Below are 21900 nucleotides of genomic sequence, written 5' to 3'. Positions count from 1 at the left end.
TTAACGCTCCTCAGGACCTGAGTTTCCCACGACAAGAAAAATGAGCAAATACCCAACAGCCAGATTAAGAATAAATGTTAATAGTGGAAAATGCTGAAAAAGCGATTCTTTACCCCAGGTCAGAAGAAAAACGGCAAACCGGTTAAGAAATACTTCGATAAACACCAGAAGAGTCAAAAGCACATAAAGCGACAAACCAGAAAAAAACTCTAACCAGAGACCGGTTACAAAAAAAAGGAAGGCGGACTTAAAGAGAAAGCTTCCAAAAGTAGCAAAAGAAAAAATATCCAGTAAAAAGCCAGACAGAATACAAATACCCAGGCCCAACCAGTTTTGTTTCAGCGCACAAAGTATAACCAGCAAAGGAAGTAGCGAGAAATTTCGGAAAATTTCTCCCCAGGAACTCGAAAACAAAAAAAGCAGGATTTGAAGTGTCAAAATTCCAGCCAAAAGATGAGCATGCTTTCGTGCCAGTTTCACAACGTTTCAACCCTTCTCGCCTACAACCACAAAGACCCTGCTGAGGAAATCAAAATCACAGCTGGGACGCAGAATTATTTCCTTAAAAAGCTGACCCGGTTTTTCTACCACTTCTTCCACTTTTCCTACCACTATACCTCTTGGCATCCCCTCACTTATGCCTGAGGTTACCACCAGGTCGCCTTTTTGCACTCCAGCACCTCGGAGAATGTACTCAACACTGCACAAACCGTCACCGCTACCAACCACCATCCCAATATCTCTGGTCCGCTGCACCAGCACACCTGCCGTAAACGAGGAGCTCAGAATCGTCCTGACCACAGCATAACTGCGATACACTTTTTCCACTCGCCCAACCAGCCCCTGGTAGGTAACCACCGGTAAACCTTTTCTGATTCCCTGTTTCTCTCCCACATCGATAACCAGAATCCCTAACCACTCTTCAGGGCTGCTTCCAATTACTTGAGCAGGCACAATTTCAAAAGGTACTTCCTTTTCGATTTCCTGAGCTTCAACCGCCGCTTCAAGTTTTTGAATCCTTTCCCGCAACAGGGAATTCTCATTTTCCAGGATGCCTACTTCCATTTTGAGTCGCTGGTTTTCCTCAAGAAGCATCCGTTTTGAAGCAAAGTATGTACAAACGTTTAAAAAAGACCTTTTGACCACCATACCACCCTGATAAAAACCCTTGCTAACCACCCGCCATTCCTCAACAAAGGGAATACCACCCCTCAAAACCGAAAAAACGAAAAATTGAAAAGAAATAACAGCAATCACGGCTCCCACAATATATACCTTTCTCATAAGCGCGGGTCCGCCTTTAACAAATAATAGTTGATTTCCTTTGTAACCTTGAATTTAAACTCACTGAGCATATTGGGAGTAATTAACACTTTACCTTCGGCATCAACAATGCATATCCCGATTGCCGGGAAACTCTGGACAATCACAGAAAGCGCTTCTCTGCCACCCGCCATTAAAGCAGTAGCCAGAGCATCGCTTAAAGCAGCTTCCCTGGAAACCACCGTTACGCTCTGAAAGTCTCTGCAGGGAAAGCCGCTAAAAGGGTTCAAGATGTGAAAATATCTTTTTCCATCGGCAATGAAAAAGCGAAAATAATCCCCAGAAGTCGCCACCGCTCCTTCCTTCAAGCTTATACTCCCAATGATACCTTCTCCACGAGGGTCTTTGATTCCAATACGAAACTCCCTTCCACTGACCAAGACGGTACCTCCTGCATTGATTAAAAAGGTCGAAATTCTCATTTTGCGAAAAAGGGAGGATATCTTATCGGCGAGATATCCCTTGCCAATACCCCCCAGGTCAACACTGCCTGAACCCAGGAGCTGGGCTTCGCCGTTTTCGGGGTCAATGACCAAACTGGATTTTTGAACATCCAGAACAAGTTTCCGTACCGTGCTTTCGTCTGGAACTGACGGCTTATCACCAGAAAATCCCCAGGCATCTACCAAAGACGCCATAAAGGGGTTAAAATACCCTCCCGTTTTTTGCTGTAAAATCAGAGCTTCCTGCAAAACGGAAATGGTATCAGGAGAAAGCTTGACCCTTCGCCGGGCATTATTCAAGAGGTAAATCTCGCTCTCCGGAGCAAAACGATTCCATTTCCTATCGAGCTCACTAACCAGCTTTTCGACTTCAGGCCTGAGTTTACTAAGCTCGTGAGCTTCGACTCTGATCTCGATGAATGAATCAAACCCGGTAAGATAAAAAGACTCTAAGGAAAATCCCCTCGCCTTCCAAAAAGCAAAAATCAGAGCAACCATCAGCAAAGGGAAAGCCAGTAACCAGGTTACAACCTTAAAATTCATCGCCGAACTACAACAGGAAGAGGCTGCCCGCAAAATGCACAGCAATTCCCCTTAAGACCCTCACAGCGAACTCTATAACCGCTTCTTTTTATAACCGCATTCCCGCAAGAAGGACAGTAAGTGGTAGAAGTCCGGTCCTCAACTACGTTTCCCAGATAAACATAACGAAGTTTCTGGGAAGCGATTTCATAAGCTTTCTGCAATAACTCTACTGATGTAGGAGGCAAATCAAGCTGGTAAGCAGGAAAATAACGAGAAATGTGCAACGGTAGGTCAGGACTCAGCTCATAAATCCATTGTATCATCTTTTCAAAAGATGCAAAATCATCGTTCAAGCCACCAATCAGAAGGTGGGTGATTTCAACATGCACTCCGCTCCGATAAGCACGCTCTATGGTTCTGAGTACTGGCTCCAGCTTCCCTCCACAAATCCTTTGGTAGAAATTTTCATCAAAAGATTTAAGGTCTACATTCATGGCATCAATTAGAGGCAAAATTTCTTCAAGGGGTTGTTCTTCAACATATCCATTGGTTACCAAGACGTTGACCAAGTCCTCTTTCTTGGCTAAATAAGCGGTATCAAAAACATATTCCCAAAAAACGAAAGGTTCGTTATAGGTATACGCAATGCCCACCGAGCTATATCTCAAGGCAAGCTCGACAACCTTTTGAGGCGGAAGTTCCCTAAGGGGAAAGTCTGCTACAGAACTCTGCGATATCTCCCAATTTTGGCAAAATAAACAGTGCAGATTGCATCCTACGCTTCCCAAAGAAAGGATGGAAGCACCCGGTAAAAAATGGTATAAGGGTTTTTTCTCTATTGGATCCATGGCCAACGAAGCAACCTTACCGTAAGTAAGAACAAAAAGCACGCCTTCATGGTTCTCCCTGACCCGGCAATTACCCCTTTTCCCTTCATCAATGAAACAGTGATGGGGACAGAGCAAACAGCGCACTCGTTTATTTTCAAGCTTTTCAAAAAAGCGAGCTTCTCTCATAGATAGTCTTTTCTGAAAAACCTTTCTACCGTAAAACGATAAATTTTAACCGGCTCATAAGGTGCGATACCAGCTTTAGCCCTGGCAATCCTAATTTGCTCCTCAACGGTGTCAACACCCTCTATATCCGGCAACAACAACCCTTTTCTAAAACCGCTTTCCACGATAACCCCATACTTGCGAGGGTCCAGTTCCTCTAAGCTTTCCACTGGCTCAGGAGGGGATAGGACATCAACGGAGATATCCAGCAACTCAAGTTCTTCAGGCGCTACCGGAGGAAAGCGTGGGTCTTCAAAAGCAGCTCCCACCGCATTGTGAATAACTTCCAGAGCCAGGTTCTCTCGTTGAGGGACAAAAGTCCCTATACATCCCCGCAGTCTGCCCTTTTTCTTAAGGGAAACAAAGGCTCCTTTTCTTTCGGTCAACAGAGCAGGATGAATGTCTCGGGGAAGAGGCATAATTGACCCTTTTTCTAAGAAATAAGCAATTGAGCGATAGGCAAGATCTGTAATGTCTTTTCCAAATTTGTGGTTTCTGGGACAATGGGCATTCATAAATTCTCCTCCCTCTGAATTAGCTCAAGAAACCTACGTCCAATAACCACAGCTTGCCAATCATCAAAACTCCTTTCAGGAAAGAGTAAAGAACGAGGAATAAGCCTGCGCCACCCCCGAGGAGGATGTTCACGAAAATAGAGCTTTCTCGCTTCTTCGCTACTCCCTCTTTCGTCAACGAGTGTATAGGAAATTGTTCGTTGTTCGAGAAAACCAACGATCTGCTCTTTCCCAGTACCATCACCGACAGCAACTCTGAAAAATTTGCACTCCGAATTTATTTTATCATACCAGGAGGTAAGCTCAGAAAAGGACATAATAGCTCTGAATAGGACGTTACCATCCAAGTCAAGAATGGCCACACCGATTTTTTCTCGGCCAGGATCGATTGCCAGTATCAGCTTCTGGGAGTTCATTGGAAATAAAAAAAGCCCCCATTAAGGGGGCCAACAAAATCCGGTTTACATTTTCTCTCGAGGCACATAGTGAGTATGCAAGAGATGATGCGCTTTTTCTCCGTTAGGCTCGCCCAAAAACTCCTCATAAAGCTGCTTAACAGCCGGATTTTCGTGAGACTTGCGCAGGGGGAGCTTACGGTCTACCTCATAAATGGCTTCAATGCGTCTCATCCGTATTTCAAGGTTAGTGGGAATAGGCTGACCACCACCACCAATACACCCTCCAGGACAAGCCATTATCTCAATAAAGTGGTAGTTTGCTTCTCCCGAGCGCACTCGGTCCAGAAGTTTGCGTGCATTACCCAGGCCATGAGCCACTGCTACATTAACCGCGGTTCCATCAATGTTAACCGTGGCCTCTTTAACGCCCTCTATTCCACGCACGTCATAGAAATCAATTTTACCCAGAGTTTTACCAGTGAGAATTTCATAAACCGAGCGCAGCGCTGCCTCCATAACGCCTCCTGTGGCACCGAAAACTGCAGCAGCCCCAGTGGATATACCCAGCGGGTCATCGAAATCCTCTTCAGGCATTTCTTTCAAATCAATGCCTTTTTCTTTTAGCATGCGTGCTGCTTCCCTGGTAGTCAGTGAGTAATCTACATCCTGGCAACCGCTGGACCTCATTTCATCACGCTGACATTCAAATTTTTTGGCTGTGCAGGGCATGATGGAAACAACCACCATGTTGTTGGGGTCGATACCCAGCTTCTGGGCGTAATAGGTCTTGGCTACAGCTCCAAACATTTGTTGCGGCGATTTGCAGGTAGAGACATTCTCCATGAGGTCGGGATAGAAATGCTCCATAAACTTAATCCAGCCCGGGCTACAGGAGGTTATCAAGGGAAGTTTGCCACCCTTTTTGAAGCGGTTGATAAACTCGGTTCCCTCTTCGATTATGGTCAAATCAGCCGCAAAGTTGGTATCAAAAACTTTGTCAAATCCAAGCCTCCTGAAAGCAGCCACCATTTTACCAGTGGAAACTGTACCTGGTGGCAAACCAAAAGGTTCCCCAATGCTCACTCGTATTGCCGGAGCAGTCTGCAAAATAACAAATTTGTCCGGGTCTTCAATGGCATCCCAAACCATTTCAATGTGGCTGACTTCAGACAGAGCACCAGTAGGACAGGAAAGTATACACTGACCACAGTTAACGCATACACTCTGTCCAAGGGGCAATCCTAAAGAGGGACTGATAATAGTGTCAAAGCTTCGGTTGGCAAAATCAATTGCAAAAACCGTTTGCACCTCGGCACAGGTACGGACACAGCGACCACAAAGAATACAACGGTTAGCATCTCTCTTTACCGAAGGACTGCTCTGGTCTACTTCGTAAGTTTTTCGCTCACCCTGAAAACGGATTTCCCGTACTCCAAATTCATAGGCCAGTTCCTGAAGCTCACAGGAACCATTGCGGTCACAGAGCTGGCAATCCAGAGGATGATTGGAAAGCAAGAGTTCGAGATTAGTCTTCCGGGCCTCTCGAACTTTTTTAGAAACGGTCCGGATTTTCATGCCTTCACGAACCGGAGTAACACAAGAAGCCACCAGATTGGGTTGGCCCTCCACTTCAACCACGCAAATCCGACAGCCACCCCAGCTACTCAATCCCTCCATATAGCAAAGAGTAGGGATGTGGATTTTCTCCATCTTACAGGCTTCAAGTATGGTAACACCATCAGGAACTTGAACTTCTCTGCCATCAATAAAAATGGTAACCAGTTTTTCACCCATTTCGATCTTTTTCGCTCCCTCAACAACTTTAGCCATCGATCTCCTCACTCCTCCAATCAATTTCTATTTGGCATAAACCATTTTTTTCTCAAGCTTACAAACGCCCACCGGACAAGTTTTGCCCTCAACATGAGCGGCAAATTCCTCTTCGAAAACCTGAAGACAGCGCAACAAAGGATTGGGTGCTGCCTGCCCCAGTCCACAGAAAGCGGTAGCTTTCATATTCTCTCCCAGCGCTTTCAGCAAGACAAGGCTTTCTCTGGTTCCCTTACCCCTCTCGATATTTTCCAGTATTTCGACAATTCGCTTATTACCGATACGACAAGGCGTACACTTACCACAAGACTCGTGTAAGAAAAACTCTGCAAAGCTCTTTACTACGTCAACGATGCAATGGCTATCATCGATAACCGTGAGTGCTCCTGAACCCAGAGCGGAATTGTATTTGGGAAGCGTATCGAAAGCCATAGGTACATCCAGAAGTTCCGGTGTCATGGTTCCACCCGAAGGTCCCCCAGTTTGCACCAGCTTAAGACCACGTCCTCCGGGAATACCTCCTCCAATTTCAAAAATCAGCTCTCGCAGAGTAATGCCCATAGGCACTTCTATAAGCCCTGCATTAACAATATTACCGGTGAGAGTAAACACCTTGGTGCCGGGACAAGTAGGAGTACCAATGTTTTTAAACCATTTCGCACCATTGAGAATTATAGGGGGTATGTTGGCCAAGGTTTCTACATTATTGATAACAGTAGGTTTACCCCACAAGCCCTTCTGGGGAGGATAAGGAGGTTTGATGCGGGGTTCACCTCTCCCGCCCTCTATAGAATTAAGAAGTGCTGTCTCTTCCCCGCAAACGTAAGCACCAGCTCCTTTGCGAATTTTAATATCAAAACTAAAGCCTGAACCCAGGATGTCCTTTCCCAAAAGGCCATATTCTCGAGCCTGGTTAATGGCTTTCTCCAGATGTGCAATGCTTTGAGGATACTCTGCGCGTACATATATGTACCCTTTCGAAGCTCCAACCGCATAGCCCGCTATGGTCATTGCCTCGATAATGGAATGCGGATCGCCCTCAAGGATTAATCTGTCCTTAAAGGTACCTGGTTCTCCCTCGTCCGCATTGCATACCACAAATTTTTCCTCGCCAGGAGCTTTGTAGGTAAATTCCCACTTCAGCCCGGTCGGAAAACCTGCTCCACCACGGCCCAAAAGACCTGAAGCCTTTACCTCCTCTATCACATCCAGGGGTTTCATCGAAGAGAGCACCTTGGCCAGAGCCTGATACCCGTCACGGGCAATGTAATCTTCTATGTTATTAGGGTCTATAAAACCACTGTTGCGCAAGACCACCCTCCGCTCTTTTTGAAGCGGAAAAGTTGATACCAGCTCACCAACACCACCAGAGGAAGGCGTTTTAAAGCGCAGTTCCTCTACCACGCGACCTTTAAGCAGATGTTCTTCAACTATTCTTGGAACATCCTGGGGGTGAACCGGAGCGTAGATGACGTTGTCGGGATATATTACTACAAAAGGCGAAGGTATTTCACTCCCCAAACTCCCAGTCTCCAACACCTGTACTTCTTGCGAAAGACCTCGTCTTTTGATCTCTGCAGAGAAAAGCTCTTTAATCTGCAAAGCCCCCAGGGGTACAGAATTGCTGCTTACTTCCACAAGCACATGCGCCCTGTAAAGCATACTCATCCCCCTTCACTGACGGTAAAGAGCCAGTATCTCCCGGATTCTTCCTTCCGAAAGATTACCGTAAGTTGTTTCATTAATCATCATAGCAGGAGCAACACCACAAACTCCCAGGCAGCTGGTAACTTCAAGGGTAAAAAGACCATCCCTTGTGGTTTCTCCTTCTTTTATGCCCAGCTCTTTCTTTAGAATTTTAATCACATCAGTTGCACCTCTAACATGACAGGGAGTGCTCTTACAAACTCGTATCACATACTTACCCACAGGTCTGGTTTCCAGAAAGGAGTAAAAAGTGGCCACCCCATACACCTTGCTTGCTGGAACACCCAGTTTTTTGGAAACCCTCTGAAGTACAGGTTGGGGTAAGTATCCAAACTTAGCATTCAAATCCTGCAGGATGCACAGGAGAGGAGTTTCCTCTCCTGCATAGCGGTCAATTATCTGGTCCACTTCTTCAAAAAGCTTGTCATCAACAGTAATAGCGCCCATCATCCCTCTTCCTCCTCAACCATTGCCATTTGCTGATACTTCTTCATTACTTTCTCGAGATCACAGCGCAAGCAACGCTCGGCTTCCAGACGTGCAGCTTCCTCGTCCAGACATAATTTAACCTCGGCAAAACTGCATACTCTTTCTCTAACCGGAATCTCGCGCGGCCTTACGCGAGGAATTTCTTTTATCACTGGTGGTTCTTCTATAATCGAAGGACGTTCAGGTTGCACCACCAGCTCCTCTTCCTCGCCTTTCACCTCTTTGAGATAATCATGTATACTAAAAGCAGCCTTTTTGCCGCAGGCCATAGCGCTTACGACCGTTGCTTCAGCACCAATCATGTCTCCACCAGCAAAAACGCCGGGTAAAGAAGTAGAAAGAGTATACTTATCCACAACCACGTTGCCGCGATGATCCAGGGTAATACCTTCAGCAAATCCCTCCAGATTCGGAGCCTGACCCACGGCTGCCACCACCAGATCGCAATCCAGGACAATTTCTGCACCTTCAATAGGTACCGGTCTTCTTCTTCCGCTACGGTCGAACCCAGAGAGACGCATCCTCTGCAATTTTATACCCTTGACATTCCCTTTTTCATCACCCAGAATTTCCAGAGGAGCCATCAAGAAGTGGAACACAATACCTTCCTTTTCTGCATCTTCAATTTCCTCATACAGAGCAGGCATTTCCTCACGAGTTCTGCGATATACCACGTTTACCTCTTCAGCGCCCAATCTCAAAAGCGTCCGCGCAGCGTCCATAGCGGCATTACCACCACCAACTACTACTGCTTTTTTGGGAACTTCCACAGGCTCGCCAAGATTAACCTTTTTAAGGAGGTCCAGAGCAGGGATAACACCCTTCAAGTTCTCCCCAGGAATGCCAAGTGGCATGCTCTTCCAGGCTCCTATAGCCAGGAACACCGCATCATAGTTTTCTCGCAACTCCTGCAACGTAAAGTCCTTGCCCAAACACTTATTAGGCTGAAAGTCTATTCCCATAGCCTGGAGCTGCTTTAGGTCATAGTCCAGAGCCTCTCTCGGCAAGCGATAAGGAGGAATGCCCACCGCCAGCATTCCACCAATCACAGGAAGAGCTTCAAAAACAGTAACCGAATATCCCTTCCGAGCCAGGAAGTAAGCACAGGTAAGGCCTGCGGGACCAGAACCAACTATAGCTACCTTAGCGTCGCGCTTTCTTTCCATAACCACAGGCAACATTAAACGGTTCACTCGAGCGTAATCAGCCACAAAACGTTTCAAGTCATCTATGGCAACTGGTTCATCAAGCTGGCTGCGGCGACATTTAGCTTCGCAGTAGCGGTTGCAAACCCTTCCACAAACCGAAGGAAGAGGATTGTCCTCACGGATAATCTGCAACGCCCCAATGTAATTTCCTTCTTTAATCTGTGCAACATATCCAGGAACGTCTATACCCAGAGGACAGGCATGCTGACAAGGAGCTCTGAACAGCGGACGACAGACAACAGCAGGGCATCGTTTTTCCCGTATATGAGCTTCATATTCATCTCTGAAGTAGCGCAAAGTGCTCAAAACCGGATTAGGAGCAGTCTGTCCTAAACCACAAAGAGCAGTCGCCTTTATCTGTTTGGCCAAGTCTTCAAGTAATTCAATGTCTCCCTCTCTACCTTCGCCGTTGGTAATCCTCTGCAAAATTTCCAGCATCCGCTTGGTGCCTATACGGCAGGGCGTACACTTACCACATGACTCATCCTGAACAAATTCCAAGAAGAAACGAGCAAGGTCAACCATACAGGTGTCCTCATCCATTACGATGAGACCACCTGAACCCATGATTGCTCCCAGCTCCTTAAGTGAGTCATAATCTATTTCAACGTTAAGGTACTCGCGGGGAATGCACCCTCCAGAAGGACCGCCAATCTGTACTGCTTTGAATTTCTTTCCGCCTCGAACCCCTCCACCAAGGTCATAGACAATTTCACCAAGAGTAATTCCCATGGGAACTTCAACAAGACCAGTGTTCTGAATATCTCCAGCAAGTGCAAAAACTTTGGTACCTTTGCTTCCTTCAGTACCAATGGCTCTGAACCAATCTGCCCCATTCAAGATGATAGGAGGAATGTTGGCATAAGTTTCCACATTGTTAATTAAGGTTGGTTTACCCCACAGGCCCTCAGAAGCTGGGAAAGGAGGTTTGGGTCGGGGCATTCCTCTTTTCCCCTCTACAGAAGCGATAAGGGCAGTCTCTTCACCACACACGAAAGCACCAGCCCCAATTCTTATTTCTATGTCAAAATTAAAGCCCGTCCCCAGAATGTTTTCGCCCAAAAGACCATACTCTCTGGCCTGCTCAATAGCGTGTTGCAAGCGCTCCACGGCCAGCGGATACTCAGCTCGCACATAAACATACCCCTGAGAGGCTCCAACTGCATAACCCGCTATGGCCATGGCTTCGAGAACCGAATGAGGGTCTCCCTCAAGTATGCTACGATCCATAAAAGCACCCGGATCACCCTCATCAGCATTACAGATAACATATTTTTCATCTCCAGGTGACTTTCGGGTAAATTCCCATTTCAGCCCGGTCGGAAAACCTGCCCCACCACGGCCTCTCAGACCAGATTTTTTCACTTCTTCAATGACTTCTTCAGGAGTCATTGAAGAAAGCACCTTGGCTAGAGCCTGATACCCGTCACGGGCAATGTACTCCTCGATATTTAAAGGATTAATAAAACCACTGTTGCGCAGGGCGATTTTAACCTGCTTTTTGAAAAAATCGATTTCCTGAATAAACTTACGTCTTTCATCTTCAGAAGGCTGATAAAGAAGCCTATCTACAACTCTTCCTTTCAAAAGGTGCTCTTCCACTATTTCCTGCACATCTTCAACGGTCACCCTCTGGTAAAAAACCCCTTCCGGATAAATGATCATCAAAGGACCAAGATTGCAGGGACCAACACACCCGGTTTCTATCAAACGGACCTCATTATCCAAACCGTTTTTTTGAAGTTCTTTTACCAATGCCTCTTTTACTTTAAGTGCACCCGAAGAAATACAGGCCGCACCAGCACACAAAAGCACCTGACACCTTTCCATCCCATTCATAACGTTACCTCCCAACCTCTTCTCTATTCAGTGTGAATTACCCATTCACCCACAATTTGACCATTGACAAGGTGCGAAACCACAACTTGCCTTGCCTTCTCTGGGGTTAAGTTTCCATAGAGGACCTTTTGTGAACCATTCTCAACGCTTATCAAGGGTTCTCTATCGCAGAGGCCAATACACCCCGCCTGAGTCACTACCACGTCTTTCAGGTTGCGCCTGCTTATTTCATCCAGGACCGCAGACATAATTTGCCTGGCTCCTGCAGCAATGCCACAGGTTCCCATGTGCACCGTAACCTTATACTTTGCTTTCCCTTCCCGTAGAGCAACGTTTTTTTGAGCTTCCTCCTTAATTCTCTTGAGGTCCTCAATGCTTTTAATTTTCATCATTTACGCCTCCTTCTCGAAAAGACTTTTCCTGAAAATTAATCCACTCCTTAACAGCCGGCAAGACAGCTGGCAAATCCTCAGGGCTATCCACTCCAAGATACTCTAAGAGTTCCTTGCTACTAAAACGCCACTCAACGCCATCCACGTTATGTACAAACTCAAACTCTACTTCTGGGTTGGCAACAATCAGAGCAACCAGAGTCTCGGCAATATCGCCAAGCGGAGGAAGGTCAATGTGGCTCCTTTTAAAGGTGACAATCAGCTCGGTTCCCTTGCCTTTCTGAGAACTCAAACGGACATTTCCTTCGCACTGTTCAGCAAGCTGCTTGATGAGCGGAAGTCCCAAACCGATTTTTTTCCTCTTGTTTTGACCAGTAAAAAAGGGGTCAAAAACGTGCTTCAAGACATGCTCTTCCATACCTTTACCGTTGTCCTTAATAAGCAACTGCAAGGTGTCAGAAGACGTATCCTCAAAAACACCAATAGTCACTTTACTGGCCCCAGCTCGAAGAGAATTTTCAACCAGATCCAGAATATGAAGAGAGAGGTCTTTCATTCATCTATTCATCCGGTACCTCAGGTGTAATTGCTAATAATTTCCATAATCTGAGAAGGATTCACTCTTTTATGAACGTCGTTGTCTATACGCACCACTGGCGCAAGACCGCATGCTCCAGCACAGCGCATCACTTCAACCGAATAAAGACCATCCTCAGTAACCTCCCCAACCCCTATTCCCAGCTCTTTCTGAATCTTGTCCAGGATTTCCTGTCCTCCCCGCACATAGCAGGCAGTACCCAGACACACCTGAATAACATGCTTTCCACGCGGTTTCATAGAAAAGAAGTGGTAAAAAGTTACCACTCCATAAACCTCGCTAAGAGGAACATCAAGTTCACGCGCAACGATTCTTAGCACCGAAGGTGGTAAATAACCAACTATGTTTTGCACCGCATGCAAGGCTTGGATAAGAACACCCTTTTTCCCTTTAAAGCGGGATAAAACACCAAGCAAGGTGTCTTCAAGTTCAGAAGAAATCTCCATATCTCTGGTTCTTTCTTCTACTTCAAGGTTAGCCACCACTATCTCCCCCTAAAACAAATTTCTCACCCAAACTTTGGGTTATTATAAACCGAATTTCAAAAAAAGTGAAGCAAATCACTTATCAATTTTAAAATTATTTAATTTTTACCGCCCATATCTTGTTTACTACCTTTCCAGGCTCGAATCCGCAATTAAATGCTCACTTTTTCTAATTTTCGAAAACGAATCTGATTGCTGTCATCAAGATATGCTTCTATAACATCTCCTTCTTGAAAGGTACCTCTTATGAGCTCACCAGAGAGGGGAGCTTCTATTTGTTTTTGAATCAATCTCCGCAAAGGTCGGGCCCCATAATCGGGGTCATAGCCTGCTTCAGCAAGGAATTCTTTGACCTCTTCTGTAAGAACCAGGTCCATACCTTGTTCTTGCAACCGCTTTCGCAACCTGGACACCATAAGATCAACGATTTTTTTAATATCTTCTTTGCGCAAAGGATTAAATACCACTATTTCATCAATGCGGTTAATAAACTCGGGCTTTAATCTACTATGCACTTCCTCTAAAACCTTGTTTTTTACTCTCCGCAGTTCTTCCGCGTTTTCAGGGTCAACATTTCTGAAATAGTGACTGCCCAGATTAGAAGTCATTATAATAACCGTATTCTTAAAATCAACTGTTCTACCCTGACCGTCGGTCAGTCTTCCGTCATCAAGAATTTGCAAAAGGATGTTAAAAACATCGGGATGTGCCTTCTCTATTTCGTCAAAAAGAATCACCTGATAAGGTCTTCTTCGCACTACCTCGGTTAATTGGCCACCTTCTTCATAACCCACATAACCAGGAGGTGCACCTATCAGGCGAGCAACAGAGTGCTTTTCCATATACTCAGACATATCAATACGCAAAAGCGCGTTTTCATCTCCAAACAGGAATTCAGCCAGGGTTTTAGCCAGTTCGGTTTTACCCACACCGGTAGGACCAAGGAAAAGAAAAGAGCCAACTGGTCTGTTCGCCTCAGCTATACCAGCACGAGAACGCCTTATCGCTTCAGCAACTGCTCTCACTGCCTCTTCCTGGTCAATTAAGCGCTTGTGGAGTTCATCTTCCATTCGGATTAACCTTTCTTTCTCTTTTTGAAGTAAACGTCCAACCGGAATACCAGTCCAGCTGGAAACTACTTCTGCTATGTCTTCCTCACTTATCACTTCATTAATTCTTTTGTTTTGCATCCACTCTTCTTTCGCTTTAATATATTCGCTTTGCAGGGCTTCAGCTTCGTCCCTAAGACGAGCTGCCTTTTCATACTCCTGCGCCTGTACCGCTGCCATACCTTCTTTAGCAAGCTCCTGCAGTCGTTCCTCCATTGCCTTGATTTCAGGAGGAACACTTTGCAGTTCTATTCTCTTTTTACTGGCTGCCTCATCAAGAAGGTCAATAGCTTTATCGGGTAAAAAGCGATCAGTAATATATTTGTCCGACAGACGACAGGCTGCATCGATTGCTTCGTCACTGATTTTCACCTTATGGTAGGCTTCATACTTGTCTCGCAAACCCCTCAAAATTTCTTTACTCTCTTCAACGGAAGGTTCGGAAACGAAAACCGGCTGAAATCTTCGCTCCAAAGCAGGATCTTTCTCAATATATTTACGGTATTCATCAAGAGTGGTAGCTCCGATACACTGGAGCTCTCCTCGAGCTAACGCTGGCTTGAGCATGTTAGCAGCGTCAATGGCCCCTTCTGCCGCTCCAGCCCCCACCACGGTGTGTAGTTCGTCTATAAACAGGATAATTTTGCCCTGTGACTTCTGAACTTCTTCAAGAACCGACTTTAGACGCTCCTCAAATTCTCCTCTGAACTTCGCTCCCGCAAGTAGTGCACCCATGTCAAGAGCAACAATTCTCTTCCCTTTCAAACTCTCTGGGACGTTTCCTTGTACAATTCTTTGAGCAAGACCCTCCACGATGGCTGTCTTGCCCACACCAGGATCACCAATCAAAACAGGGTTGTTTTTAGTTCTTCGAGAGAGAATCTGAATAACTCTTTGAATTTCTTTATCCCTACCTATTACTGGATCCAGCTTGCCCTCTTTAGCCAGCTGAGTCAGGTCCCTGCCATACTTTTCAAGCGCCATATACTTCCCTTCCGCATACGGATCATCCACTCTTCTCTGCCCCCTTATTTCCTGAAGTGCTCGGTAAATCTTCTCAACATCCAGACCATAAGCCTTCAGGATACGATGGCTCACCCCGCTTTCCTCCCGTGCAACAGCAATCAGAAGGTGCTCTACACCCACATAGGTGTCTTTAAGCCTCTGGGCTTCCTCAATAGCACCATCCAGAACCGATTTTGCTCGTGGCGTCAGGTAAATCTGCAACTCTGAACCATGCTGATAAACCTTGGGCAGGCGCTCTAAAGCATCTTCAAGCTCTCGCTGCAAAACCTGGGGGTCAACACCACAGCGAGAAATTATCTGTGAAGCCAAGCCTTCTGGTTGTTTTAAAAGAGCGAGAAGAATATGCTCTACATCAAGCTGGTTATGATGGGACTCTATGAGAATATCCTGAGCAATAGAAATCACTTCACGTGCCTTTTCTGTAAAACGATCAAACTGCATCGCTCAAACCTCCTTCTCTTAGGAAATTTATTCATCTCAAATGCCAATTATTAAGAAACCAAATTAAGTCTCGGATTTTCGTGTCTCAAAGTAGCCAGTTCTTGGAACAACTCTTTTTCCTTAGCGCTTAACTGGCGAGGTAAAACTACCTGTACTTTGACCAGCAAATCGCCTTTTTCCTTAGTTTTAGGATCTACAAAACCCAAACCCTTTAAGCGCAACACAGTACCATTTTGGGTTTCAGGAGGAATTTTCAATCTGACTTTTTTACCATCTAAGAGAGGAATTTCAACCTCCGCTCCCAGCAAAGCTTCATAAAGAGTTACCGGTAAATCCAGGCTCAAATTCGAACCTTCTTTACGGAAAACTGGATGGGGTTTTATTTTGATCCGCAAATAAAGATCTCTACCACCAGCAACACCTGGGATGCGCAGCTTTGACCCATCATCCAGGCCTGGAGGTATGGTTACATTAACTGTTTTGCTTTTCCTAATTACTCCTTCTCCATTACAAGATGAACACACTCCAAAGTTACCACTTTTACCAGTACCAGAGCAGGCACTACATATTTCATCAAAGGCAACTTTTATATTTCTGGTGGTCCCCCGATACACTTCCTCCAGACTAATTTCCACTTCATGGGTAGGTTCTGAAGTCGGAGTTTCTTTTTTAGTAGTATGCTCTGCAAAAGGACTGCTCCGATAGGTACGATATACCCTGAATCCTCTCCCAGAAGGTCTCTCTGAAGAAAAAATATCACCGAAGAGTATTTTGAAAAAGTCGCTAAAATCTTCAAAACCACCCCACTCTGCCTGTGCCTCACCCGCAGTATAATACCGTTGTCCAGAAGCCCCATACTTGCGATAAAAATCTTGCCAGAACTGCTCCGTATTTTGTTGTCCATAGGTATTCCAGGCGGCTCCAAGTTCATCATACCTTTTTCGTTTTTCGGGGTCACTCAAAACCTCATAGGCTTCATTAATTTCCTTGAATTTTTTTTCTGCTTCTTTATCGCCTGGGTTCAGATCTGGATGATATTTTCTTGCCAGTCGCCGATAAGCGCGTTTTATTTCCTTTTCATCAGCGTTTCTATCAACTCCCAGTATTTTGTAGTAATCTTTAAATTCCATACCGCCACCAACCATCCTTACGGGTTAATTTTACCTTCTTTGACCTTCACGAGCATTATAATATCTCCCCTGCAAGTTGTCAACAAAACACTACCTCGAACTTATTGAATACCAAGAACTTTTGGAAAGTCCAAGCAGAGGAAACCCTTATAAGAAAGATACCAGAAAAAAAGCAGTAAATAAAGCCCAAGTAAAACCGAAAAAATCTGGACCATAAGTGGGATAGATAGTTCGACCCCTGTGCAGGTTAAAAACTACAAACCAAGCTCCTGGCTTTTCTCTTTCATAGCTGCAAGAGAAAGGGAAAGAAAATCCTCAAGAGAAAGCCCCAATTCTTCGCAACTTCTTATCTGCTCCCGGTCAGCACCCCTGGCAAAACTCTTTTCCTTAAAGCGATTCAACAGAAACTCCAGATCAAGGGGGGCCAATTTCTTTTGAGGATGAATAAGTGCGCAGGCCACGATGAAACCGCTGGTTGGGTCTACACAAAAAATAGCCCATTCCAGCTTGTTCTGAGGGGAAAAACCCGTCGCTGGATTGTGCGCCTTAATGGCCCTCAAGACTTCCTCCCCCAATCCTAAATCAACAAGCATTTCTGCGCCAATTAATCCATGATAAGCGGGATTGTCCTTAGTCTGCTCATAATCAATATCGTGCAAAAGACCCACCAGTGACCAGGAAGTAGGGTCTTTTCCCAATTTTCGGGCAAGTGCAGCCATAATGCTTTCACAAGCAAGGGCGTGTTTGATAAGATTTGGGTTTCTGAGGCGTTTTTTCAAAAGCCTTATTGCTTCTTCTCTTTCCAAACTATCCACCTCGCAAATATTGAAGAGGATCTACCGCTTTATTGTTAACCCTTACTTCAAAATGGAGATGATAGCCAGTAGCATTGCCAGTGCGTCCCACTCGGGCGATAGGGTCTCCACGATTAACCCGTTCTCCTCGAGTAACCAGATTGGCCGAGTTATGTGCATAAAGCGTCTGAAAACCATTAGGATGGGAAATAATAACCACTCTTCCATAACCACTCATCCAACCACTATAAGTCACCACACCACTCTGGGCTGCTCTGATAATCGAGCCAGGAGGAGCTGCAATATCTATTCCATAGTGAAAGTTCCTGCTCCTTCTTTCAAAGTACGAAGTAATGCGTCCCCGAAGCGGCCACGTAAAGCCTCCCCCACCTCCGTAATTTGGAGCAAGGTGAGAAGGAATACGAATTTTCTGGCCAATCCTGAGTATACTCCGCTCCGTTAAACCATTCACACTCGCCAGAAGCTCCATAGAAACCTTAAACCTTCGAGAAATTGACCACAGGGTGTCACCTTTTTGAATCTCGTAAACTACGTAATCTTGAGAAAAAGCAGTAACTTTCTGAGCAGGAGGGATAACCAGGCTCTGGCCAACTTTTAGCTTATCAGGGTTAGAAAGATTATTGGCTACAAGAAGCGAGTTAATGGAAACTCCAAAACGGCGAGAGATTGACCACAAAGTGTCACCTGGACACACCTCATAGACCTGCATCTCCTGTTCTTTTTCACTGGCAACAGCTGGATGCTCTGGAGATTCAATTTTTTGAAACTCTCCAAGAGGAATTACGAGCTCCATACCCACTTGCAAAACCGAGTTCTCATCAAGCCCGTTTGCTTCCATGATGCTACGCATATCCACTCCATAAAAACGAGAAATCAACCAGAGCGATTCCCCCTTCTGAACCCGGTGTCTCGTGGTAGCAGTAAGAAGCTCCTCTCTCTTCTGCCCATCACCAGCCTGTGGCGCTTCCCCAGTAGGAATAACAATAGTTTGACCCTCTCTGAGAATGCTTTGTTCACTCAACCCGTTTGCCTCCATCAAGCTTTTCAGTGACACCCCAAAAGACCTGGATATCGCCCAAAGAGTATCTCCAGGCCTCACCTGGTACTTAACCTGAGAGGAATCATTCACCGAAGGGATGAGCAGCTCAGTTCCAATCTGCAAAACACTGTCTTCGGTCAAACCGTTAGCCTTCATAAGGTTCTCAAGGGAAACACCACACCTTCTGGAAATTACCCAGAGTGTATCACCCGGCTTCACCACATAACGCACGTCAGAAGGCCAGGCAGAAACAGTTAGGAAAAACAGGATTAAGCTTATAGTAAAAAATACCAGAAAATTCCGGATTTTCAGCATTTTTTAACTCCGAGAATCGCTTTCATTCCCGAAACCTGGAACTCTTCTTTAAAAATCTGGTTGCCATCAATTTTGCCAAAAACAATTTCTTTGGCCAGGACTTCTTCTCGAATCAAGGGCGCAAGTTCAAGAAAAACTTGCTTTAACGGCTCTGCTGTGGAGTCATCAACCAAAAGCACTATGCGGTCAGTGATCTCAAAACCCGCTTCCTTGCGCATTAACTGTACACGATGAATGACGTCCCTAACTATTCCTTCTTTCCTGAGTTCCTCATCTAAGGCCGCATCAAGGATAACTGCATACTTACCCGCACTTTCCATGTGCAAAGTGCCCGTTGTTTTAAGAAGAACCTCAACCTCTGAATGTGATAAAACAATCGGTCCGTCTTCCAAATGGAGAACAAGCTCTCCCTGTTCAAACAAACGCAGGGCTTCGTCTCGTGAGCATTTAGCCAAAAAACCGGCGATTTCTTTAACTTTTGTTCCAAAACGAGGACCTAATTCCTTAAAGTTAGGCTTCAAAACGATTTGTACCTCTTCAGGCAAGTGCTCAAGCCAGGCCACCTGTTTAACGTTAAGCTCCTCTTTCAATAAATTTTCGAATTGGCGTGCACGTTCTCGCTCACTCACCTCAGGCACAACCAGCAAAGCTTTTCTCAGAGGCTGGCGGAGCTTGATGTTGATTTTGTTACGGACTGACCTACCCAGGTTAGCAAGCGTTCGCACTACCTCCATGGTGGCAACAAGTTCTTTGTCCAACAATTCTTCCCGAGACAAAGGGTAATCTTCAAGATGAACACTCTCCCTTTTCTGCCGAATCCCTTGCGTTAAACGCTGATAAGCAAGCTCAGCAGCAAAGGGAACAAAGGGAGCCATTAAGCGACTTAATTCAAACAACACTCTAAAAAGCGTTTTATAGGCACTCTCTTTATCTTCGTCCCAACCTTCCTTCCAGAAACGTCTTCTTGAACGCCTTATATACCAGTTACTCAAGTCCTCCACCACAAAGTACTCGATAGCTTTAGCAGCCTTGGAAATTTCAAAAGATTCCAGGCAACTTCTTACCTCGTTTATCAAGAAGTGGAGACGAGCAACAATCCAGCGGTCAAAAACGTTGCCCCTCTCGATATCCCATTCTGGAAGGCACTCGGGTTCAAAACCATCAATATTAGCATAGGTAACGAAAAAGTTAAAAACATTCCAGAAGGTACTGAAGAACTTACTGAACACCTCACCCAGTGCCTTTTTGCCAAAGCGTTTGGGCATCCAGGGAGGAGAAACTGAGAAAACGTACCAGCGCAGCACATCAGCACCATACATGGAAATCAGTTCCCAGGGGCTAATCACATTACCAATGTGTTTGCTCATTTTCTGCCCCTTTTCGTCCAAACCAAGCTCGGTTACCAAACAGTTACGATAGGCAGGAGACGCAAATAACAGAGTAGCCAGCACATGCAAGCTGTAAAACCAGCCTCGAGTTTGGTCTATGGCTTCGCATATAAAATCAGCCGGAAAACTCCGCGCAAACTCTTCCTGGTTCTCGAAAGGGTAATGATATTGCGCCACAAACATCGCACCCGAATCAAACCAGCAGTCAATGACTTCCTTGACCCGACGCATGACACCAGAACAATGAGGACACTGTATAATAACCTCATCCACATAAGGGCGATGTAACTCAATGCTGTCAAGCCTTTTCAGAGATCGAGAACGAAGTTCGGCTATTGAACCTATGGCTTCTTTAGAATTACAGTTTTCACAAACCCATATATTCAGAGGTGTTCCCCAGTAGCGCTCCCGAGAAAGAGCCCAATCGACCACGTTTTCAAGGAAATTCCCAAACCTTCCTTCCTGAATATGAGGCGGAAACCAGTTGATTTTGCGATTATTCTCGATAAGGAGGTCTCGGAAGGCAGTAGTCTTGATAAACCAGCTTTCCTTAGCGTAGTACAAAAGAGGCGTATCACACCTCCAGCAAAAAGGATAAGTGTGACGATACGTCTCCACTCGGAAAAGCTTATTTTGCTCTCTCAGGTATTCAATAATCAAGGGGTCTGCATCCTTAACCCACATTCCCTTCCAGAGAAACACTTCATCAGAATAAGTGCCGTCAGGTTTAACTGGCTGCAAGACGGGAAGGTCATATTCTCTGGCCAAAGCCATATCATCTTCACCAAAGGCAGGAGCAATATGCACGATGCCCGTTCCTTCCTCTGTAGAAACAAAATCTGCTCCAAAGACCTGGTAACCCTTCTCAGCTCTCAGAAAATCCATCAAAGGTTCATAACGTAACCCAATTAAGTCCTTACCTTTCAGGGAACGAACAACTTTGAACTCTTTTCTTTCTTCAGGGGTGAAAATGCGCTCAAAACCTTGCTGGCTAAGGATAAACCTTTCCTGAGAAGTAAGGTGTTCTACCTCGAGATACTCAAGTTCTTTCCCCACTGCAAGCGCAACATTGGCTACTAAGGTCCAGGGAGTTGTAGTCCACACCAGGAAATATGCCTTTTCCTGCCCAGCAATTCTAAACTTAACAAAAACACTAGGGTCCTCAGTATCACGATATCCAAGTGCCACTTCGTGGCTGGAAAGCGAAGTGCCACAACGAGCACAGTAAGGAAGCACTTTGTAGCCCTGATAAAGTAAACCCTTATCCCAAAGTTGCTTCAAAACCCACCACAAACTCTCTATGTAACTATTGTCAAAGGTAATATAGGGATTATTAAGGTCCATCCAGATGCCTATTCTCTCGGTGAGCTTTTCCCATTCCCGAATGTACTTCAATACACTTTCTTTGCATTTTTTGTTGAAGCGGTCAATTCCATACTCTTCAATTTGAGGTTTGCCAGAAATTCCCAGTTCCTTTTCAACCTCGAGTTCTACCGGCAAACCATGGGTATCCCAACCTGCTTTTCTGGGAACGTAATAACCACACATCGTCTTATAGCGGGGAATGAGATCCTTTATACTCCTTCCAATCACGTGCCCGGCATGAGGATAGCCATTGGCAGTGGGGGGACCTTCATAAAAAACAAAACGAGGGCTCTGCTCGCGTTGCCTAAGGCTTTTTTCAAAAATCGAATTTCGCTTCCAGAACTCCAGAATTTCCTCTTCAAATTTCCCCCATTCTGTTTTAAGGTCCACTTGCTCAAACACTACTCCTTCACCTTCCTTTGTAATCAGCTGTTTTTCAACCAAAACAGGATTATCTGCATACTG

The 21900-nt window shown here is 45.4% G+C and carries 18 protein-coding genes; all 18 read right to left on the bottom strand.

Annotation, left to right across the window (positions count from 1 at the left end):
* The gene (locus tag QBE54_RS04085; RefSeq protein ID WP_369019078.1) at positions 1-480 is read right to left on the bottom strand and encodes a hypothetical protein; all 480 of its coding nucleotides are present in this window, start codon (positions 478-480) and stop codon (positions 1-3) included.
* Between the two features lie 6 nt (positions 481-486).
* Entirely contained in the window at positions 487-1284 is a 798-nt protein-coding gene (gene mreC, locus QBE54_RS04080) for a rod shape-determining protein MreC (RefSeq protein ID WP_369019077.1), read from the bottom strand.
* The gene (locus tag QBE54_RS04075; RefSeq protein WP_369019076.1) at positions 1281-2309 is read right to left on the bottom strand and encodes an FAD:protein FMN transferase; all 1029 of its coding nucleotides are present in this window, start codon (positions 2307-2309) and stop codon (positions 1281-1283) included. The genes mreC and QBE54_RS04075 overlap by 4 nt, the downstream gene beginning before the upstream one ends.
* Entirely contained in the window at positions 2306-3307 is a 1002-nt protein-coding gene (amrS, locus tag QBE54_RS04070) for an AmmeMemoRadiSam system radical SAM enzyme (protein WP_369019075.1), read from the bottom strand. The genes QBE54_RS04075 and amrS overlap by 4 nt, the downstream gene beginning before the upstream one ends.
* Positions 3304-3861 carry an AmmeMemoRadiSam system protein A gene (gene amrA / locus QBE54_RS04065; protein ID WP_369019074.1) on the bottom strand — a complete coding sequence of 186 codons (558 nt, stop codon included), beginning with the start codon at positions 3859-3861 and terminating at the stop codon, positions 3304-3306. The genes amrS and amrA overlap by 4 nt, the downstream gene beginning before the upstream one ends.
* Positions 3858-4277, bottom strand: coding sequence for a hypothetical protein (locus tag QBE54_RS04060; protein WP_369019073.1), 420 nt, complete (start codon positions 4275-4277; stop codon positions 3858-3860). Before QBE54_RS04060 ends, amrA begins: the two co-directional genes overlap by 4 nt.
* Before the next feature lie 45 nt (positions 4278-4322).
* Positions 4323-6089 (bottom strand): NADH-dependent [FeFe] hydrogenase, group A6, encoded by a 1767-nt coding sequence (locus QBE54_RS04055; protein WP_369019072.1) that lies wholly within the window; start codon positions 6087-6089, stop codon positions 4323-4325.
* 27 nt (positions 6090-6116) lie between these two features.
* Positions 6117-7751, bottom strand: a complete 1635-nt coding sequence (gene nuoF, locus QBE54_RS04050) for an NADH-quinone oxidoreductase subunit NuoF (protein ID WP_369019071.1) — start codon at positions 7749-7751, stop codon at positions 6117-6119.
* Positions 7752-7763: 12 nt separating this feature from the next.
* On the bottom strand, positions 7764-8246 hold the full coding sequence (nuoE, locus tag QBE54_RS04045; RefSeq protein ID WP_369019070.1) for an NADH-quinone oxidoreductase subunit NuoE: 483 nt from the start codon (positions 8244-8246) through the stop codon (positions 7764-7766).
* Positions 8243-11332, bottom strand: a complete 3090-nt coding sequence (gene nuoF / locus QBE54_RS04040; protein WP_369019069.1) for an NADH-quinone oxidoreductase subunit NuoF — start codon at positions 11330-11332, stop codon at positions 8243-8245. The genes nuoE and nuoF (QBE54_RS04040) overlap by 4 nt, the downstream gene beginning before the upstream one ends.
* Positions 11333-11355: 23 nt before the next feature.
* The gene (locus QBE54_RS04035) at positions 11356-11721 is read right to left on the bottom strand and encodes a ferredoxin (RefSeq protein WP_369019068.1); all 366 of its coding nucleotides are present in this window, start codon (positions 11719-11721) and stop codon (positions 11356-11358) included.
* The gene (locus QBE54_RS04030; RefSeq protein WP_369019067.1) at positions 11711-12280 is read right to left on the bottom strand and encodes an ATP-binding protein; all 570 of its coding nucleotides are present in this window, start codon (positions 12278-12280) and stop codon (positions 11711-11713) included. Before QBE54_RS04030 ends, QBE54_RS04035 begins: the two co-directional genes overlap by 11 nt.
* A gap of 20 nt (positions 12281-12300) precedes the next feature.
* Complete coding sequence (locus tag QBE54_RS04025) at positions 12301-12804, bottom strand: NAD(P)H-dependent oxidoreductase subunit E (RefSeq protein ID WP_369019066.1); 504 nt, start codon at positions 12802-12804, stop codon at positions 12301-12303.
* Positions 12805-12959: 155 nt separating this feature from the next.
* Positions 12960-15383 carry an ATP-dependent Clp protease ATP-binding subunit gene (locus QBE54_RS04020; protein WP_369019065.1) on the bottom strand — a complete coding sequence of 808 codons (2424 nt, stop codon included), beginning with the start codon at positions 15381-15383 and terminating at the stop codon, positions 12960-12962.
* A gap of 50 nt (positions 15384-15433) precedes the next feature.
* Positions 15434-16513 carry a DnaJ C-terminal domain-containing protein gene (locus QBE54_RS04015; RefSeq protein ID WP_369019064.1) on the bottom strand — a complete coding sequence of 360 codons (1080 nt, stop codon included), beginning with the start codon at positions 16511-16513 and terminating at the stop codon, positions 15434-15436.
* 254 nt (positions 16514-16767) lie between these two features.
* Positions 16768-17319: an HDIG domain-containing metalloprotein gene (locus tag QBE54_RS04010; RefSeq protein WP_369019388.1), complete on the bottom strand. Its 552-nt coding sequence runs from the start codon at positions 17317-17319 to the stop codon at positions 16768-16770.
* Position 17320: 1 nt separating this feature from the next.
* Positions 17321-18682 carry a LysM peptidoglycan-binding domain-containing protein gene (locus QBE54_RS04005; RefSeq protein WP_369019063.1) on the bottom strand — a complete coding sequence of 454 codons (1362 nt, stop codon included), beginning with the start codon at positions 18680-18682 and terminating at the stop codon, positions 17321-17323.
* A complete protein-coding gene (gene ileS / locus QBE54_RS04000; RefSeq protein ID WP_369019062.1) occupies positions 18676-21837 on the bottom strand; it encodes an isoleucine--tRNA ligase in 3162 nt (1053 codons plus the stop codon). The genes QBE54_RS04005 and ileS overlap by 7 nt, the downstream gene beginning before the upstream one ends.
* Between the last annotated feature and the right edge of the window lie 63 nt (positions 21838-21900).

The sequence above is a fragment of the Thermatribacter velox genome, assembly GCF_038396615.1.
In the GTDB taxonomy this organism is placed as follows: domain Bacteria; phylum Atribacterota; class Atribacteria; order Atribacterales; family Thermatribacteraceae; genus Thermatribacter; species Thermatribacter velox.
The sequence above is the reverse complement of the archived record's forward strand: the minus strand, read 5'-3'. Positions and strand labels throughout refer to the sequence as shown.

Coding starts and splice junctions, on each gene's coding strand:
- nuoE (WP_369019070.1), bottom strand. CDS start 8,246: ATGATGGGCGCTATTACTGTTGATGACAAGCTTTTTGAAGAAGTGGAC.
- QBE54_RS04005 (WP_369019063.1), bottom strand. CDS start 18,682: ATGCTGAAAATCCGGAATTTTCTGGTATTTTTTACTATAAGCTTAATC.
- QBE54_RS04020 (WP_369019065.1), bottom strand. CDS start 15,383: ATGCAGTTTGATCGTTTTACAGAAAAGGCACGTGAAGTGATTTCTATT.
- nuoF (WP_369019071.1), bottom strand. CDS start 7,751: ATGCTTTACAGGGCGCATGTGCTTGTGGAAGTAAGCAGCAATTCTGTA.
- QBE54_RS04030 (WP_369019067.1), bottom strand. CDS start 12,280: ATGAAAGACCTCTCTCTTCATATTCTGGATCTGGTTGAAAATTCTCTT.
- mreC (WP_369019077.1), bottom strand. CDS start 1,284: ATGAGAAAGGTATATATTGTGGGAGCCGTGATTGCTGTTATTTCTTTT.
- amrS (WP_369019075.1), bottom strand. CDS start 3,307: ATGAGAGAAGCTCGCTTTTTTGAAAAGCTTGAAAATAAACGAGTGCGC.
- amrA (WP_369019074.1), bottom strand. CDS start 3,861: ATGAATGCCCATTGTCCCAGAAACCACAAATTTGGAAAAGACATTACA.
- QBE54_RS04060 (WP_369019073.1), bottom strand. CDS start 4,277: ATGAACTCCCAGAAGCTGATACTGGCAATCGATCCTGGCCGAGAAAAA.
- nuoF (WP_369019069.1), bottom strand. CDS start 11,332: ATGAATGGGATGGAAAGGTGTCAGGTGCTTTTGTGTGCTGGTGCGGCC.
- QBE54_RS04055 (WP_369019072.1), bottom strand. CDS start 6,089: ATGGCTAAAGTTGTTGAGGGAGCGAAAAAGATCGAAATGGGTGAAAAA.
- QBE54_RS04035 (WP_369019068.1), bottom strand. CDS start 11,721: ATGAAAATTAAAAGCATTGAGGACCTCAAGAGAATTAAGGAGGAAGCT.
- QBE54_RS04075 (WP_369019076.1), bottom strand. CDS start 2,309: ATGAATTTTAAGGTTGTAACCTGGTTACTGGCTTTCCCTTTGCTGATG.
- QBE54_RS04015 (WP_369019064.1), bottom strand. CDS start 16,513: ATGGAATTTAAAGATTACTACAAAATACTGGGAGTTGATAGAAACGCT.